This is a genomic window from Pseudomonas sp. 8O (genome assembly GCF_902506495.1).
In the GTDB taxonomy this organism is placed as follows: Bacteria; Pseudomonadota; Gammaproteobacteria; order Pseudomonadales; family Pseudomonadaceae; genus Aquipseudomonas; species Aquipseudomonas chaetocerotis.
In genome coordinates this window covers 163,348-179,533 of the sequence record NZ_LR733267.1, presented here as the reverse complement: position 1 = coordinate 179,533, position 16,186 = coordinate 163,348, and the positions used below count along the sequence as shown (strand labels likewise).

At 61.7% G+C, this 16,186-nt stretch carries 13 protein-coding genes; 9 read left to right on the top strand and 4 right to left on the bottom strand.

Annotated features, from left to right (window positions below):
- The first annotated feature begins 146 nt into the window (after positions 1 to 146).
- Complete coding sequence (locus GV002_RS22005; RefSeq protein ID WP_160020395.1) at positions 147 to 1,706, top strand: FGGY-family carbohydrate kinase; 1,560 nt, start codon at positions 147 to 149, stop codon at positions 1,704 to 1,706.
- A 119-nt stretch (positions 1,707 to 1,825) separates the two neighbouring features.
- Here GV002_RS22005 and GV002_RS22000 read toward each other — a convergent pair whose 3' ends face one another.
- Entirely contained in the window at positions 1,826 to 2,524 is a 699-nt protein-coding gene (locus GV002_RS22000) for a pirin family protein (protein ID WP_160020394.1), read from the bottom strand.
- A 177-nt stretch (positions 2,525 to 2,701) separates the two neighbouring features.
- On the opposite strand from GV002_RS22000, the gene yegS reads away from it, so the two are divergent.
- The 3 genes from yegS to GV002_RS21985 all read left to right on the top strand — a co-directional run bounded on the left by yegS (position 2,702) and on the right by GV002_RS21985 (position 5,529).
- Entirely contained in the window at positions 2,702 to 3,619 is a 918-nt protein-coding gene (gene yegS, locus GV002_RS21995; protein ID WP_160020393.1) for a lipid kinase YegS, read from the top strand.
- Positions 3,620 to 3,711: 92 nt separating this feature from the next.
- A complete protein-coding gene (locus tag GV002_RS21990) occupies positions 3,712 to 4,644 on the top strand; it encodes a chemotaxis protein CheV (RefSeq protein WP_017677658.1) in 933 nt (310 codons plus the stop codon).
- A gap of 78 nt (positions 4,645 to 4,722) precedes the next feature.
- The gene (locus GV002_RS21985) at positions 4,723 to 5,529 is read left to right on the top strand and encodes an MOSC domain-containing protein (protein WP_160020392.1); all 807 of its coding nucleotides are present in this window, start codon (positions 4,723 to 4,725) and stop codon (positions 5,527 to 5,529) included.
- Between the two features lie 182 nt (positions 5,530 to 5,711).
- Here the strand turns inward: GV002_RS21985 and GV002_RS21980 are convergent, their stop codons facing one another.
- On the bottom strand, positions 5,712 to 7,637 hold the full coding sequence (locus tag GV002_RS21980; protein ID WP_160020391.1) for a transglycosylase SLT domain-containing protein: 1,926 nt from the start codon (positions 7,635 to 7,637) through the stop codon (positions 5,712 to 5,714).
- Between the two features lie 236 nt (positions 7,638 to 7,873).
- Between GV002_RS21980 and GV002_RS21975 the strand changes: the two genes are divergently transcribed.
- Positions 7,874 to 9,799, top strand: coding sequence for an ATP-binding cassette domain-containing protein (locus GV002_RS21975; RefSeq protein ID WP_160020390.1), 1,926 nt, complete (start codon positions 7,874 to 7,876; stop codon positions 9,797 to 9,799).
- An 18-nt stretch (positions 9,800 to 9,817) separates the two neighbouring features.
- Complete coding sequence (locus GV002_RS21970; protein WP_160020389.1) at positions 9,818 to 10,504, top strand: DUF6901 family protein; 687 nt, start codon at positions 9,818 to 9,820, stop codon at positions 10,502 to 10,504.
- A gap of 89 nt (positions 10,505 to 10,593) precedes the next feature.
- On the opposite strand, the gene GV002_RS21965 is transcribed toward GV002_RS21970, so the two are convergent.
- Complete coding sequence (locus GV002_RS21965) at positions 10,594 to 11,043, bottom strand: universal stress protein (protein ID WP_017677654.1); 450 nt, start codon at positions 11,041 to 11,043, stop codon at positions 10,594 to 10,596.
- Positions 11,044 to 11,192: 149 nt separating this feature from the next.
- Positions 11,193 to 12,014 (bottom strand): hypothetical protein, encoded by an 822-nt coding sequence (locus GV002_RS21960; RefSeq protein WP_160020388.1) that lies wholly within the window; start codon positions 12,012 to 12,014, stop codon positions 11,193 to 11,195.
- A gap of 469 nt (positions 12,015 to 12,483) precedes the next feature.
- On the opposite strand from GV002_RS21960, the gene fadB reads away from it, so the two are divergent.
- From fadB to GV002_RS21945, 3 genes are all read left to right on the top strand, one after another.
- On the top strand, positions 12,484 to 14,631 hold the full coding sequence (gene fadB, locus GV002_RS21955) for a fatty acid oxidation complex subunit alpha FadB (protein WP_160020387.1): 2,148 nt from the start codon (positions 12,484 to 12,486) through the stop codon (positions 14,629 to 14,631).
- Between the two features lie 30 nt (positions 14,632 to 14,661).
- Positions 14,662 to 15,837: an acetyl-CoA C-acyltransferase FadA gene (fadA, locus tag GV002_RS21950; protein ID WP_160020386.1), complete on the top strand. Its 1,176-nt coding sequence runs from the start codon at positions 14,662 to 14,664 to the stop codon at positions 15,835 to 15,837.
- Positions 15,838 to 15,910: 73 nt separating this feature from the next.
- Positions 15,911 to 16,153 (top strand): DUF1653 domain-containing protein, encoded by a 243-nt coding sequence (locus tag GV002_RS21945; protein WP_074855894.1) that lies wholly within the window; start codon positions 15,911 to 15,913, stop codon positions 16,151 to 16,153.
- The last annotated feature ends 33 nt before the right edge of the window (positions 16,154 to 16,186 follow it).

Here is a 16,186-nt window from a genome sequence, read left to right as displayed (position 1 = left end):
GGATGCAATCCGGGGGGAACGAAGATGCAGCTCCCGGATTTCATCCGGGCTACGTAACGGGGCCGTAGGGTGCGCCATGCGCACCGAGCATTCCCCGCTATAAAAGCCATGTGCGCAACCACAGGTATAACAAGAAGGACTACACCTTGAGCGAACCAAGCTACCTGCTGAGCATCGATAACGGCACCCAGAGCGTACGCGCGCTGCTGTTCGATACTCAGGGCAACCTGCTGGCCAAGGGCAAGGTGGAGCTCGACCCCTACTTCTCCAGCCAGCCCGGCTGGGCCGAGCAGGACCCGGAATACTACTGGGCCAGCCTCGGCGAGGCCTGCCGTCTGCTGTGGCAGCAGGTGGATATCGACCGCAGCCTGATCCGCGGCGTAGCGGTGACCACCCAGCGCGGCAGCATCATTCACGTCGATGAGCAGGGCGCGCCGCTGCGCCCGGCGATTCTCTGGCTCGACCAGCGACGTGCCGAGGTGGCGGGGCGTATCAAGGGACTGTGGGGCTGGCTGTTCAAGCTGGTGCGCGCCGAGGAGGCGGTCGATCATTTTCGTGGTCAGGCCGAGGTCAACTGGGTCGCCCAGCATCAGCCGGACATCGCCGATCGCGCGCACAAGGTGCTGTTGCTCTCGGGCTTTCTCACCCATCGCCTGTGTGGTCGCTTCGTCGATTCGACCAGCAGTTGCGTGGCCTACCTGCCGTTCGATTACAAGCGCCTGCGCTGGGCCGCGCCCGGTGACTGGAAGTGGCAGGCGCTTTCGGTGCGTCGTGAGCAATTGCCTGATTTGTTCAAGCCGGGTGAGCGCCTGGGCAGCATCACGGCCTCCGCGAGCCGCCATACCGGTATTCCAGAAGGCCTGCCACTGATTGCCGCCGGAGCCGACAAAGCCTGCGAAGTCCTTGGTTCGGGTGTGCTGGAGGCGACTACTGCCTGCCTCTCCTACGGCACCACGGCCACCATCAACACCACGCGTAGTCGCTATCTGGAAACCATCCCGCTGATACCACCGTATCCGGCAGCGCTGCCGGATCACTTCAACACCGAGGTGATGATCTATCGGGGGTTCTGGATGGTCAGTTGGTTCAAGCGCGAGTTCGGCCTGCGCGAGATGCAGCGCGCCGAGACGCTGGGTGTGTCACCCGAGGCGCTGTTCGATGAATTGGTCAACGCCGTGCCGCCGGGTTCCATGGGCCTGATGCTGCAACCTTACTGGACGCCCGGCATCCGCGAGCCGGGACTGGAAGCCAAGGGCTCGATCATAGGTTTTGGTGACGTACACACCCGCGCGCATTTGTACCGGGCGATTCTGGAGGGATTGGCCTACGCCCTGCGCCAGGGCAAAGAACGTATCGAAAAACGCTCCGGCACCCGTATCGAGCGCCTGCGAGTTTCTGGCGGTGGTTCGCAGAGCGATGCGGCAATGCAACTTACAGCCGACATTTTTGGCCTGCCAGCCGAACGGCCGCACCTTTATGAAACCAGTGGCCTGGGCGCGGCGATCAACTGCGCGGTGGGGCTGGGGTTGCACGCCGATTACCCGACCGCCATCGCCGCCATGACCCGCGTCGGCCAGGTTTTTCAGCCTGATCCGGCGGCGCAGCGCACCTACGAGCAGCTTTATGGGCAGGTCTATCAGCGCATGTATCGCCAGCTCAAGCCGCTGTACCAGCGCATTCGCAAGATCACCGGTTATCCGGCTTAGGGCACCAATTCGTAGCCCGGATGAAATCCGGGGCAGCGCATCCAAGCTCTCCCGGATTTCATCCGGGCTACTTCATACGGAAAAAGATCGCCCTCCTGAGTGGAGGGCGATTGGTTGCTTCAGGCGACGTCTACCAGCACGATCTCGCTGTCTTCCTGCGCTTCGATGCGGATCAGCGTTTCATCGTCTACGGCCACGCCATCACGTGCCTTGACGGCTACGCCGTTGACACTGAAAGCACCGGTGGCGCCTACCAGATAAGCCTTGCGGCCCGGCTGCAGGGCGTATTCGGCGCTTTCTCCGGCCTTGACCGTTGCGGCCACCAGGCGCGCGTCGGTACGGATGCGCAGTGCGTCGACATCCTCCTCGTAACCGCTGGCCAGGGTGACGAATGATCCCGAGCGGTCACCTTTGGGGAAAGGCTTGGCACCCCAGGATGGCGGCAGGCCGGCCTGGTTTGGTTGAATCCAGATCTGGAAGATCTTGGTGGTTTCGTCCTCCAGGTTGTACTCGCTGTGGGCGATACCGGTACCGGCGCTCATCACCTGTACATCGCCGGCCTCGGTACGGCCTTTGTTGCCCAGGTTGTCCTCGTGGCTGATCGCACCTTCGCGAACGTAGGTGATGATCTCCATGTCGCGATGCGGGTGCGGCGGGAAGCCCGAGTGAGGTGCGATCTCGTCGTCGTTCCAGACGCGCAGACGGCCCCAGTTCATCCGCTCGGCGTCATAGTATTCGGCGAAGGAAAAATGGTGACGGGCGTTGAGCCAGCCGTGGTGAGCACCACCGAGTTGTTCGAACGGACGTACATCGATCATGGTCAATCCTCCAGTCATGCACGAGTTCAGTCCCGTGCCGCGTTGATGGGCGAATGATCCATTTGGATTGATCGATTTAAAAGCGCAATTTTTACAGCATTGATATCGATTAATTTGATTAATTTTCGTGAGGGCCAGACACTAGGCTTTCGCTGATTCTTTCAAGGAGGACGCGCAATGCGCGAACGCAAGGCCTGGTTGATTCTGCATGGCAAGCAAGCGTTGAACGTGGAGGTGAGGGCGGCGGTGAACGACCTGCGCGAGCGTGGTTGGGATCTGGCCGTACGCCTGACCTGGGAAGGTGGCGACGCCGAGCGGCTGGTCGAGGAAGGATTGGCCGCTGGTTATTCAACGCTGATCGCCGGCGGTGGTGATGGCACCCTGCGTGATGTGGTCGAGGCGCTGGTCAAGGCGCGGAGCGAAGCGAGCCTGGCGCTGCTGCCGCTGGGCACGGCCAATGATTTTGCCCACGCAGCCGGTATTGCGCTGACGCCAGCTGCCGCGCTGGCACTGCTCGAGGTCGAGCCGGTCGCCGTGGACGTAGGCATGGCAGACGAGCGCGTTTTTTTGAACATGGCCACCGGTGGTTTCGGCTCCAACGTTACGGCCAATACGCCTGAAGAGCTCAAGAAAGTCCTGGGTGGCGCCGCCTATCTGCTCACCGGGCTAGGTCGCTTTTCCGAAGTGCGAGCGGCAGCCGGTCGCTTTCATGGGCCGGATTTCCAATGGCAGGGCGAGTTCCTGGCCCTGGGCATCGGTAACGGGCGACAGGCCGGTGGTGGGCACCTGCTTTGTCCGGAGGCGAGCATCAACGATGGCCTGCTTGATGTCTGCATCGTGCCGGCGGCACAGGATGTCGTCGGCACCTTGGGCACGCTGTTGTCCGGGGGCATTCTTGGCTTGCAGAGCGTTGCGGTCAGCGCGCGGCTGCCCTGGCTGGAGGTGGAAGCGCTGGAGGGGTTGGACCTGAATCTCGACGGCGAGCCGATGGAAAGTACAGGCCTGCGTTTTCGTGCCGAACCCGGCGCCCTGCGCCTGCATCTGCCGAAGCATTCGTCGCTGCTCGCTGGTCAGGTACATAGGGCTGAGGCATGATGGCTGCGCGCCAGCAATGCTTCAGTCTGCCGGCAGCCCGCCGATAACCCGAACGGCAGACTAGAATCACCTTATATACCTCGGAGCACATGATGGCCGGCATCCTCGATTCAGTAGATCAACGCACGCAACTGGTCGGCGAGAACCGTCTGGAGATTCTGATGTTCCGCCTGGCTGGCCGGCAGTTGTTCGCCATCAACGTGTTCAAGGTGCAGGAAGTCCTGCAGATGCCCAAACTGACGCTGATGCCACAGCGCCATCGCTTCGTCTGCGGCGTGGTCAACCTGCGTGGTCAGACCCTGCCGGTGATCGATCTGTCCCAGGCTATCGGCATGCGCCCACTGGTGCCGGATGAGCGCAGCACCATCATCGTCACCGAGTACAACCGCTCGGTGCAGGCTTTCCTGGTTGGTAGTGTGGATCGCATTCTCAACCTCAACTGGGAGTCGATTCTGCCGCCCCCGGGTGGCGCCGGACGTCAGCACTACCTGACCGCTATCACCAAGGTCGAGGACCAGATCGTCGAGGTCATCGATGTGGAGAAGGTGCTCGCCGAGATCGTACCGATGAGCACCAAGGTTTCCGCGGAAAAGCTCGCCGACCCGCTGCTGGAGAAGGCGCGCGGGCGCGAAGTGCTGCTGGTGGACGATTCCAGCGTGGCGCTGAGCCAGCTGCGCGATACCCTGACGCAGTTGGGGCTTCGCCTGCACATGGCCAGTGACGGCCTCAAGGCCCTCAACCTGCTCAAGAAGTGGGCCGACACCGGTGAGGTGATGACCGACAAGCTGCTGATGATCTTCACCGATGCCGAGATGCCGGAAATGGACGGCTATCGCCTCACCAGCGAAATTCGCAATGACCCGCGTCTCAAGGATCTCTACGTGGTGCTGCACACGTCGCTGTCGGGCAGCTTCAACGAGGCGATGGTGAAGAAGGTCGGCTGCGACAATTTCCTCTCCAAGTTCCAGCCGGACAAACTGGTGGATGTAATTCGTCAACGTCTCGAGCTGGACGAACCTCGCTAAGTCCTTGATGCCTCGCAGTGCTTGTGAGCATCGCTGTCAGCTCGTATAACGGCATTTTGCCAACTAGGAAGCCGACCCATGCCGAGTCTTTCGGGGCTGTACCGTTATCCGCTCAAGTCCGGCCGCGGCGAAGTGCTGCAGCGCAGCGCGGTCGACGGTCTCGGCCTGCAGGGTGATCGGCGCTGGATGCTGGTCGACGCCGACAACGGCCGCTTCATCACCCAGCGCCTGCTGCCGCAGATGAGCCAGTTGAGCGCCCTGTGCGACGCGCGCGGTGGCCTGACCCTGAGTGCGCCGGGTCGTGACGATCTGTCCGTGGCGCTGCCCGACCCTGAGCAGGATCTGCGTGGCGTCATCGTCTGGCGTGACAGCCTTCGCGTGCCGGATGCCGGTGATGAAGCGGCCGCCTGGCTCAGCGGCTTGCTGGGCAAGCCTTGCCGCCTGGTGCAGGTGCCGGAAGAACGTACCCGCCAGGTCGATACTGCCTATGCGCAGCCGGGGGATCGCGTGGCCTTCGCCGATGGTTTCCCGCTGCTGCTGATTGGCCAGGCCTCGTTGGACGATCTCTCCCAGCGAGTCGGGCAGCCACTGTCGATGCTGCGTTTTCGCCCCAATCTGGTCGTCACCGGCAGCGAACCCTACGCGGAAGACAGCTGGAAGCGCATCCGCATCGGCGAGGTGGAGTTCGAGGTAGCCAAGGGCTGCTCGCGCTGCATCCTCACCACCGTCGACCCGCAGACCGGCGAGCGCAACGCCCAGCGTGAGCCACTGGCCACGCTCAAGACCTATCGGGAACGCGATGGCGACGTGTATTTCGGGCAGAACCTGCTGCCGCGTGGCATCGGTGAGCTGCAGGTAGGAATGCCGGTCGAAGTCCTGGAGTAGGGTGCGCCGTGCGCACCGGGTGATCCGTTAGCTGCCGGAGCATCCGATGGACGCGGCAACTTTTGTCGCGGCGGTGGTCTGAGGCCCATGCGGTATTGGAGTGGAACGCCCTCTGGGCCCTGAGTGGCGTATGGAATAGCATGCCCCGATCAGACACCTGCCTGATCGGGGCCTTTGCTTCACTAATCGTCGAAGAAACGCTCGTTCCATGCCACCAGCGGGTGGGGGGCGCCCAGCTTCTGGCCGTAGATTACCGAGTAGGACAGCACGTTCTGCACGTACTGGCGGGTTTCGTCGAAGGGAATGTTCTCGACCCAGACGTCGTAACTGAGGTGATCGGCGCCACGCAGCCACTGGCGCACGCGACCAGGCCCTGCGTTGTAGGCAGCCGAGGCGAGTACGCGGTTGCCATTGAACTGACCGTATACCTGGCTGAGATAAGCCGCGCCCAGCTGGATGTTGGTGTCCGGGTTGAGTGCCAGTTGCGGCGAAGCCAGGGGGATGCCGAACTTGCGTGCGGTTTCCTTGGCGGTGGCCGGCATCAGCTGCATCAGGCCCATGGCGCCTGCGTGGGAGCGGGCGTCGGCCATGAAGGCACTTTCCTGGCGGGTGATGGCGAACACCCAGCTCGAATGCAGGTCACGGCGTTTGGCTTCGCGTACCAGCTCGTTACGATGGGCCATGGGGAAGCGTACTTCCAGGTCGTCCCAGTACTGGGCCTGGCTGATGGTGCGGATGGCCGGGAAATACCACTCCATTTCGTAGGCCAGGCGCGCCTGGGCCACCAGTTCATCGCGGCTGAACAGGCGGCTGACGTGATACCACTCGCGGCGGCCATCGACGATCTGCCCGCGTTCATGGAATTCCATCGCGCGCTTGATGCCGGCAGTGTTGCGCACTTTCTGCACCACCTTGGGATCGAGGGCCAGTGGCTGGTTGTTCAACGCGTAAGGCGCCTTGACCTGATCCGCCGCCATGAAGCCATAGAAGTCGCGTTCCTTGGCCAGCGCCTGGAACAGCACAGCCGGCTGCTGGCTGTTGGGTTGCGCCAGTTGCAGGCTGCGCGCATTCCAGTAACGCCAGCGGTTGCTGCTGGCCAGATCGGACGGCATGTTCTGGGTCAGCTGATAGGCCTCTTCCCAGCGGCCGTGACGCAGCAGTAGGCGCGCACGCCATTCGCTGACGGTGTTGTCACGCAGTTGCGGGTCGTACTTGGCCATTACCTGCAGGCCGCGCAGGTCGAAGCGTTGCGCCAGGCGCAGGCCGATCTGCCGGGCGATGGCGACCTGTTCGTCGGCGGAGAACTTCATGCGTTGGGCGTAGCCGTCGAGCAGGGCCAGGGCATCTTCCGGGCTCTGCCGAGCCAGGCGACGCAAGCCGAGGCCGACCACGTCGCTCATGGCGTCATCAGCGGGGGCGAAGCGCGCGGTGTTCTTCAGCAGTTGTGGCTTTTGCGCCACTTCGACCATCAGCTTGCCGCGCTCACCGAGCGTTGGCATGCCCTTGATCAGGAAGTTGGCCAGGCCGTAGTTGCCGCTTTCCACCGCCAGCTTGGTGCGCTGCCAGCGGCGTTGCTCGGTGAGCTGGCCATTGGCGGCCCAGCGTTCGAACAGCGGGTCACAGGCGTTGGGCTGGGATTTTCCCACCAGCCAGAGCTTCTCGGCAGTGGCGTTGCCTTCGGCGGTCAGACCGTGGCTGAGCTGGTACTGGCCGTAGAGGCAGTCCAGCTCGGTGAAGTTGAGTTTGGCGTCGTAGTGATCGAGGAAGGGCTTCCAGTCGCCACGCTCGGCCAGCCAGCGCAACCAGCGCAGTTTCATCCAGCTGGCCTGGGGCAGGTCGCCATGTTCGGCGAGAAATTTCTCGATCTCGGCATTGCTGGCCGACTTGAGCCGGTTGGTCAGCTCGTCATAGGCCAGATAAGGCGTCAGTGGGTAATCGCGTAGCGCGCTGGCGTACTGGCGATAAGGGCCACTGTCGCCCTTGGCCAGGGCCCGCTTGGCCTCATCATAGTACTGGCGCTGCTGGGTGAGGCTGGCAGCTTCGACACTGGCGACAGCGGTGGCGGTAATAATCAGACAGGAAACTACAGAGAGAAAGCGACTGCGCATGGCATTTCCAGGAGAAGCAGAGGTATGGGGCAACACGATCCGTGTCGTTGCATAGCTCTAGCTTAGCGCTTCATCGGGGTGCGGTGAATGCTGTCGGGCCAGATGGACACATGTAGCAAAGATGCGCTTTGCCTGCGCCAGATGATGAGCAGGGGCGACATCTGTTGCGTCTGTGGAAACGGCAACAGCCGGCTGGCAACTCGGGTAGAATGCGCCGCCTGTTTCTGGAGATGCCCATGACCCTGCTCAAGTTTGCCGACGTATCCCTCGCCTATGGCGCCATGCCCCTGCTCGACGGAGTGTCCTGGCAGATTGCGCGGGGTGAGCGGGTGTGCATCATCGGCCGCAACGGCACCGGTAAATCGAGCATGCTGCGCTTGGTCAAGGGCGACCAGATGCCCGATGACGGCGAGATCTGGCGCGCCCCGGGGCTGAAGATCGGCGAGCTGCCGCAGGAGCTGCCGCGCGCCGACGAGCGCACGGTGTTCGACGTGGTCGCCGAAGGCCTGGCTGGCGTTGGCGAGCTGTTGGCGCGTTATCACCACCTGGCGCAGAACATCCACGGGGATGACGACCTCGAGCAATTGATGCACGTGCAGCAGGAGCTGGAAGCCAAAGACGGCTGGCGTCTGCAGCAACTGGTCGACAGCACCCTGAGCCGCCTGCAGTTGCCGGCCGACAAGACGCTGGCCGAGCTCTCCGGGGGCTGGCGCCGTCGTGTGCTGTTGGCGCAGGCATTGGTGTCCGAGCCGGATCTGCTGCTGCTCGATGAGCCGACCAACCACCTGGACATCGGCGCCATCGCCTGGCTGGAAGAGGCGCTGAAAGACTTCGGTGGCGCCGTGCTGTTCATTACCCACGACCGCTCCTTCCTGCAGAACCTGGCTACGCGCATCCTCGAACTGGATCGTGGCGGCCTGATCGACTGGAACGGTGACTACGCCAGCTTCCTGGTACACAAAGAGCAGCAACTGGCTGCCGAGGAAACCGCCAATGCGCTGTTCGACAAGCGCCTGGCTCAGGAGGAAGTGTGGATTCGTCAGGGCATCAAGGCCCGTCGCACCCGTAACGAAGGGCGTGTACGTGCGCTCAAGGCAATGCGTGCGGAGCGTAGCGAGCGGCGCGAGCGCCAGGGCAAGGCGAATATCCAGCTCGATACCGCGGACAAGTCCGGCAAACAGGTGATGGTGGCAGAGAACGTCAGTTTCGCTCACGCCGGCGGCCCGTTCCTGGTCAAGGATTTCTCCATGGTCCTGCAGCGCGGCGACCGCATCGGCCTGCTTGGCGCCAACGGTACCGGCAAGACCACCCTGCTCAAGCTTTTGCTCAGCGACCTGCAACCGAGCAGCGGCAAGATCGAGGTCGGCACCAAACTGGAAGTGGCGTATTTCGACCAATTACGTCACCAGCTCGAGCCGGAGAAGACGGTAATCGACAACGTCGCCGAAGGCCGCGATTTCATCACTATCGACGGCCAGAACCGCCATGTACTGAGCTACCTGGGCGACTTCCTGTTCAGCCCGCAACGCGCCCGTACGCCCGTCAAAGCGCTGTCGGGTGGCGAACGGGCACGACTGTTGCTCGCCAAGTTGTTCAGCAAGCCGGCCAACCTGCTGGTGCTCGACGAACCGACCAACGACCTGGACGTAGAAACCCTGGAACTGCTCGAAGAAGTACTGCTCAATTTCCCTGGCACCGTGCTGATGGTCAGCCACGACCGTGCCTTCCTTGACAACGTCGTGACCAGCACCCTGGTTTTCGAGGGGGAAGGCAAGGTGCGCGAGTACGTCGGCGGCTATCAGGATTGGCTGCGCCAGGGCGGTTCGCCGCGCCTGCTCGGAGTGGGTGAAAGCAAGTCCGGCAAGGCCGAACTGGCCACGGCCATCGTCGAAGCGCCGGCCGCGGCCGCAGTGACTCCCGTGCAAGAGAGCGTCGAGCCGGCGAAGAAGAAACTAAGCTACAAGCTACAGCGCGAGCTGGAAGCGATTCCTGGGCAGATCGATGCCCTGGAGCAGGAAATGGCCGCGGTACAGGAGCAGGTATCCGATCCTGCCTTCTACCAGCAGCCGGTGCAGGTCACCACGGAAGTATTGGCGCGTTTCGAGGGCTTGCAGAAGGAAATGGACGAGTTGCTCGAGCGCTGGGCAGAGCTGGAAGGCTGACGAAGGAACGAACGGGCAATGGCCATCGAGTACCGCATTACTCTCGACGACAATCATCAGTTCAGCTATCGGATCGAGCTGAATCGCGAATATGACCCCGTCCAGGTGCAACAGGCGCCCGCCTGGACGCGCCTTGAGCATCAGCAATGCAGCAATTGTCCGCTGAGTCGCGAGCAGTTCAGCCATTGTCCGGCAGCGGTCGATCTGCATCGGGTGATCGAGGATTTTCGTGGCCTGCCAGCTTTCAAGAAGGCCAGCGTCTGGGTGCGCACACCGGAGCGTGAGTACACCAAGCATGTCGGCCTGGAGGAGGGCCTGCGTGCGCTGCTCGGGGTCATCATGGCCACCAGCGCCTGTCCGGTGCTGGCGCGCCTGAAACCCATGGCGCAGCACCATCTGCCCTTTGCCAACAATCAGGAATTCATCCTGCGCGCGGTATCGCTGTACCTGACGCGGCAATATTTCAACATGCGCGAGGGGCGTCTGGCCGATTGGGAGCTGAAAGGGCTGGTGCGCCTGTTCCAGCAACTGAAGCTGGTCAATCAGGCTTTCTGGCAGCGCATTCACGACACCTGTGAAGGCGACTCCAACCTCAAGGCCTTCCTCACCTTCTTCTCGATGTCATCGAGCATGACGGTGTCGCTGGAAACCCAGCTGCAGAAGATTCGCCCGCTGGTCATGAGCGCGGGCGATTCGTTCGAGTAGGGCCGAAGCTAAAAGCTCGCCGCTGAAGCGCTTCCCACGGGCAGAGCCAATGCGGCTACTGTGGGAGGGGCTTCAGCCGCGACGCGATCTCAAGCGCCTTTTTCGCCTTTCTTCAGGCGCACTGCGAGCACATCGCAGGGCGCGCCATGCAGTACGTCATTGGCGGTCGAGCCCAGCAACAGCGCCAGGCCGTGGCGGCCATGGCTGCCGACCACGATCAGGTCGCAACCCTGCTCTTCGGCCAGGCGGTGGATCTCCTGGCGTGGTTGGCCATAAGCCAGATGACGCTGATCCGCGGTCAGCTCGGGATATTTGCCAGTGAAGCTGTCCAGGCGCTCGCGGGCCTGTTCGAACTGCTGTTGTTGCAGCATGGACAGATCCATCGGCACGTCACCACCGAAGGCCATGGCCATCGGTTCGACGATATGCACCAGAGACATCTTGGCGCCACTGGCCTTCGCCAGCTTCTGCGCACGTGTCACGACAGGGTCGCATTCCTCGGTCAGGTCGACGGCGACCAGAATGTGCTGGTAGGGCATGGTGAACTCCTCCTCAAGGGGGCAAATGGCTCTGTCTCAAGTATGGCCCCATTGTGTGGGATAGGGCGACTGGTCGTGAAAGAGGCAAAGAAAAGCCCGGTGCTAGCACCGGGCAAGAGTTGGGCCAGGCAGGCCGGAAACATGGAGCATCAGTGTTGGCTGGTGGCGTACTGGGCGGCAACGGCTTCCAGGCCTTCGATGATGCTGTCGGAATACTTGCTGATCAGGAAAGGTACGGTGTTTTCGTTGTAGTTGCGCAGGGATTTCTCGATGTAACGCCATTTGGTGCCGATGGAGTTCAGGGCCGCATTGATCTCCGGGGTGTTCTGCTGGGCGGCGCTGAGGCTGTCCAGCTTGCTGGCGAATTCGCCGGCAAGCTCGTCAATGGCGCGTTCTTCGCCGCCGCCGAAGAAGCTGGCGCCGACCGAGGCACTGCGTGAAGCATAGTCCAGGGCGATGTTCTGCATCAGCAGGCTCTGCTCACGGCTCTTCTGAGTCAGTTGCGGTACGCTGAAACCGCTTTCCTGCTGAATCTTCTGATACAGCTCCTGACTGATGGCCATGATGCGTTGGTTGTTCTCGGCCAGATCGGCGACGGGTTGCAGGTCGGTGAAACCCTGGGCGCGCATGGCGTCCATCAGTGCCTGGAGCCCGCTGCGATAACTTTGCCAATTGGTTTGCAGCTGCGCGCGTAGCGCCTTGCTCGCATCGCCGGGCATTTCGCCCAGATCGTTCAAGTGAGATTGGCCTTCCTGCAGGGACTCGCCAATCATCCGTGCGTAGCGCTGGTCGCCTTCCATGCCGTTATACATGTAGAAGTCGCCCAGGCTTTTCTGGGTTGCCAGGCGCAGCTGGTGCAGGCGCAGCAGATCGTTGGCTGGCGCGGCGCTGAGCAAGGTAGAGGAGAGCGACGTGAAGACGAAAAGAAGCAGGGCGCTCAGGGGAAATGCAAGCGAACGGCGGCTCGACATTGGCGACTCCGTGTGGCCCATCGTGGGGCTCGATTTGTTTTTGTGTTGCCCTCAGGTGGCGCTGTGCCAGCTGAAAGTGAGACGACTGTACCCGCAGCGGGGCGATTTGGCTAGGCGCCTCGGCGTGTCTATACCAAGCAGGAAAACTCTCGCAATGGTGCGTTATTGACGCTGTTTATCGGAACCGGCTGGAAGCCACGAATGACCAGGCCTGCAGAAATCGTCGGGAAATCGACGAAAAGAGGCCAATTGACAAGTGCAGGCTTTTCCCTGAAGGTGTGCACACCCAAATCAAACGGGCGTATGAATTGAGCGTTTGCCTTGTTAGGCGCGCCATATGCAGCCCGAATATCGCGTCGGTGGGTGTGTCGTACCGATTGGGGCTATGCTCGTGCGGCGCTGCCGCGGGCTGGCCTGCCGGTTGGCTCCGATGTGTACTGTTCAGCTTCCATACCGTGGAGATCAGTTGATGATTTACGAAGGTAAAGCCATCACGGTTAAGGCTCTTGAGAGCGGCATCGTCGAATTGAAGTTCGACCTCAAGGGTGAGTCCGTCAACAAATTCAACCGTCTTACCCTCAACGAGCTGCGCGCCTCCGTCGACGCGATCAAGGCTGACGGTTCGATCAAGGGCGTGATTGTCACCAGTGGCAAGGACGTGTTCATCGTCGGCGCCGATATCACCGAGTTCGTCGACAACTTCAAACTGCCCGACGCAGAGCTGGTGGCTGGCAACCTGGAAGCCAACAAGATCTTCAGTGATTTCGAAGACCTCGCCGTGCCGACCGTCGTCGCCATTAACGGCATCGCCCTGGGTGGCGGTTTCGAGATGTGCCTGGCCGCTGACTATCGCGTAATGAGCGCCAGTGCCAAGATCGGCCTGCCGGAAGTCAAACTGGGCATCTACCCGGGCTTCGGCGGCACCGTGCGCCTGCCGCGCGTGATCGGTACCGATAACGCCGTGGAGTGGATCGCTTCGGGCAAGGAAAACCGTGCCGAAGACGCCCTGAAAGTGGGCGCCGTCGATGCCGTGGTCAGTGCAGACAAGCTGCAGGCCGCCGCTCTCGATCTGGTCAAGCGCGCCATCTCCGGCGAGCTGGACTACAAGGCCAAGCGTCAGCCCAAGCTGGAAAAGCTCAAGCTCAACGCCATCGAGCAGATGATGTGCTTCGAGACCGCCAAGGGCTTCGTTGCTGGCCAGGCCGGCCCGAACTACCCGGCTCCGGTCGAGGCGATCAAGACCATTCAGAAAGCGGCCAACTTCGGTCGTGACAAGGCGCTGGAAGTCGAGGCCACCGGCTTCGTCAAGCTGGCCAAGACCTCGGTTGCCGAGAGCCTGATCGGTCTGTTCCTCAACGATCAGGAACTGAAGAAGAAAGCCAAGCACCACGACGAGATCGCTCGCGACGTGAAACTGGCCGCTGTACTCGGCGCCGGCATCATGGGTGGCGGCATCGCCTATCAGTCGGCCTCCAAGGGTACCCCGATCCTGATGAAGGATATCCGTGAAGAGGGTATCCAGATGGGCTTGAACGAGGCTTCCAAGCTGCTCGGCAAGCGCGTCGAGAAAGGCCGCATGACCCCGGCGAAGATGGCCGAAGCCCTCAACGCCATCCGTCCGACCATGTCCTACGGTGATTTCGGCAACGTCGACATCGTCGTCGAAGCCGTTGTCGAGAACCCCAAGGTCAAGCAGATCGTGCTGGCCGAAGTGGAAGGCGTGGTGCGTGAAGACGCCATCCTGGCCTCCAACACCTCGACCATCTCCATCTCCCTGCTGGCCCAGGCACTCAAGCGTCCTGAAAACTTCGTCGGTATGCACTTCTTCAACCCGGTGCACATGATGCCGCTGGTGGAAGTCATCCGTGGCGAGAAGTCCAGCGAAGTGGCCGTGGCCACCACCGTTGCCTACGCCAAGAAAATGGGTAAGAACCCGATCGTGGTCAACGACTGCCCGGGCTTTTTGGTCAACCGCGTGCTGTTCCCGTACTTCGGCGGCTTCTCCAAGCTGCTGGGCTTCGGCGTCGACTTCGTGCGTATCGACAAGGTGATGGAGAAGTTCGGCTGGCCCATGGGCCCGGCTTACCTCTCTGACGTGGTCGGCATCGACACCGGCCACCACGGCCGTGACGTCATGGCTGAAGGCTTCCCGGACCGTATGGCTGTCGAAGGCAAGACTGCCGTCGACGTGATGTACGACGCCAATCGCCTGGGTCAGAAGAACGGCAAGGGCTTCTATGCCTACGAGACCGACAAGCGCGGCAAGCCGAAGAAGGTCACCGACCCGGCTGCTTACGAGCTGCTCAAGTCCATCGTGGTCGAAGAGCGTGAAGTCACCGACGAGGACATCATCAACTTCATGATGATCCCGTTGTGCATGGAAACCGTTCGTTGCCTGGAAGACGGTATCGTCGACACCGCAGCTGAGGCCGACATGGGCCTGATCTACGGTATCGGCTTCCCTCCCTTCCGTGGCGGTGCGCTGCGCTACATCGATTCCATCGGTGTTGCTGAATTCGTCGCCCTGGCTGACAAGTATGCCGAGCTGGGCGCCCTGTACCACCCGACCGCAAAACTTCGCGAAATGGCCGCCAACGGCCAGAAGTTCTTCGGTTAATCGTGCAGCGAACAGAGCGAGAGTAGAAATATGAGCCTGAATCCTAGAGATGCAGTGATCGTCGACTTCGGTCGTACCCCGATGGGTCGTTCCAAGGGCGGCATGCACCGTAACACCCGCGCCGAGACCATGTCCGCGCACCTGATCAGCAAGCTGCTGGAGCGTAACGCCAAGGTCGACCCGGCTGAAGTCGAGGATGTGATCTGGGGCTGCGTCAACCAGACCCTGGAGCAGGGCTGGAACATCGCACGCATGGCATCGCTGATGACCCAGATCCCGCACACCAGTGCCGGCCAGACCGTCAGCCGCCTGTGCGGTTCGTCCATGAGCGCCCTGCACACTGCCGTGCAGGCGATCCAGACCGGCAACGGCGACGTGTTTGTCGTCGGCGGTGTGGAGCACATGGGCCACGTTGGCATGATGCATGGCGTCGACCCGAACCCGCACCTGTCGCTGTACGCCGCCAAGGCGTCCGGCATGATGGGCCTGACCGCAGAAATGCTGGGCAAGATGCATGGCATCAGCCGTGAGGCGCAGGACGCCTTCGGTGAGCGCTCGCACCGTCTCGCGCACAAGGCCACCGTCGAAGGCAAGTTCAAGGATGAAATCATCCCGATGCAAGGCTACGACGAGAACGGTTTCCTGAAGGTGTACGACTTCGACGAAACCATTCGTCCGGAAACCACCCTCGAGAGCCTGGCTGCCCTGAAACCTGCCTTCAACCCGAAAGGCGGTACCGTGACTGCAGGTACTTCCTCGCAGATCACCGACGGTGCTTCCTGCATGATCGTCATGAGCGCCCAGCGCGCCCAGGATCTGGGCATCCAGCCGATGGCCGTGGTTCGTGCAATGGCCGTTGCCGGTGTCGATCCTGCGATCATGGGTTATGGTCCGGTGCCGTCCACCCAGAAGGCGCTCAAGCGCGCCGGTCTGAGCATGGCTGACATCGATTTCGTCGAGCTCAACGAAGCCTTCGCCGCCCAGGCCCTGCCTGTGCTGAAGGACCTGAAGCTGCTCGACAAGATGGAAGAGAAGGTCAACCTGCACGGCGGCGCGATCGCCCTGGGTCACCCCTTCGGTTGTTCCGGTGCCCGTATCTCCGGTACCCTGCTCAACGTCATGAAACAGAACGGCGGCACCTTGGGTGTCTCCACCATGTGCGTGGGCCTTGGCCAAGGCATCACCACCGTCTTCGAGCGCGTTTAAGCGTCAGCGGACAGAAACCGGGGCCCAGTGCCCCGGTTTTGCTTTTTACGGCTTTTTATATTGGGAACCGCTCATGCAGTTGCAGCCAGGACTCTATCGCCACTACAAAGGTCCGCAGTACCGCGTATTCGGGGTGGCCCGCCATTCCGAGAACGAGGAAGAGGTGGTGGTCTACCAAGCGCTGTATGGCGAGTTTGGTTTGTGGGTAAGGCCGCTGAGCATGTTCTGTGAAGAGATCGAAGTGGACGGCGAGCGCGTTCCACGCTTTGCTTTGATTCAGGCCGAAGTCAGCCCCATCGGCGCTTCGCAAGTCTGACTGCGCAGCCCCTGCGCTTGACCTTCGCTTGGT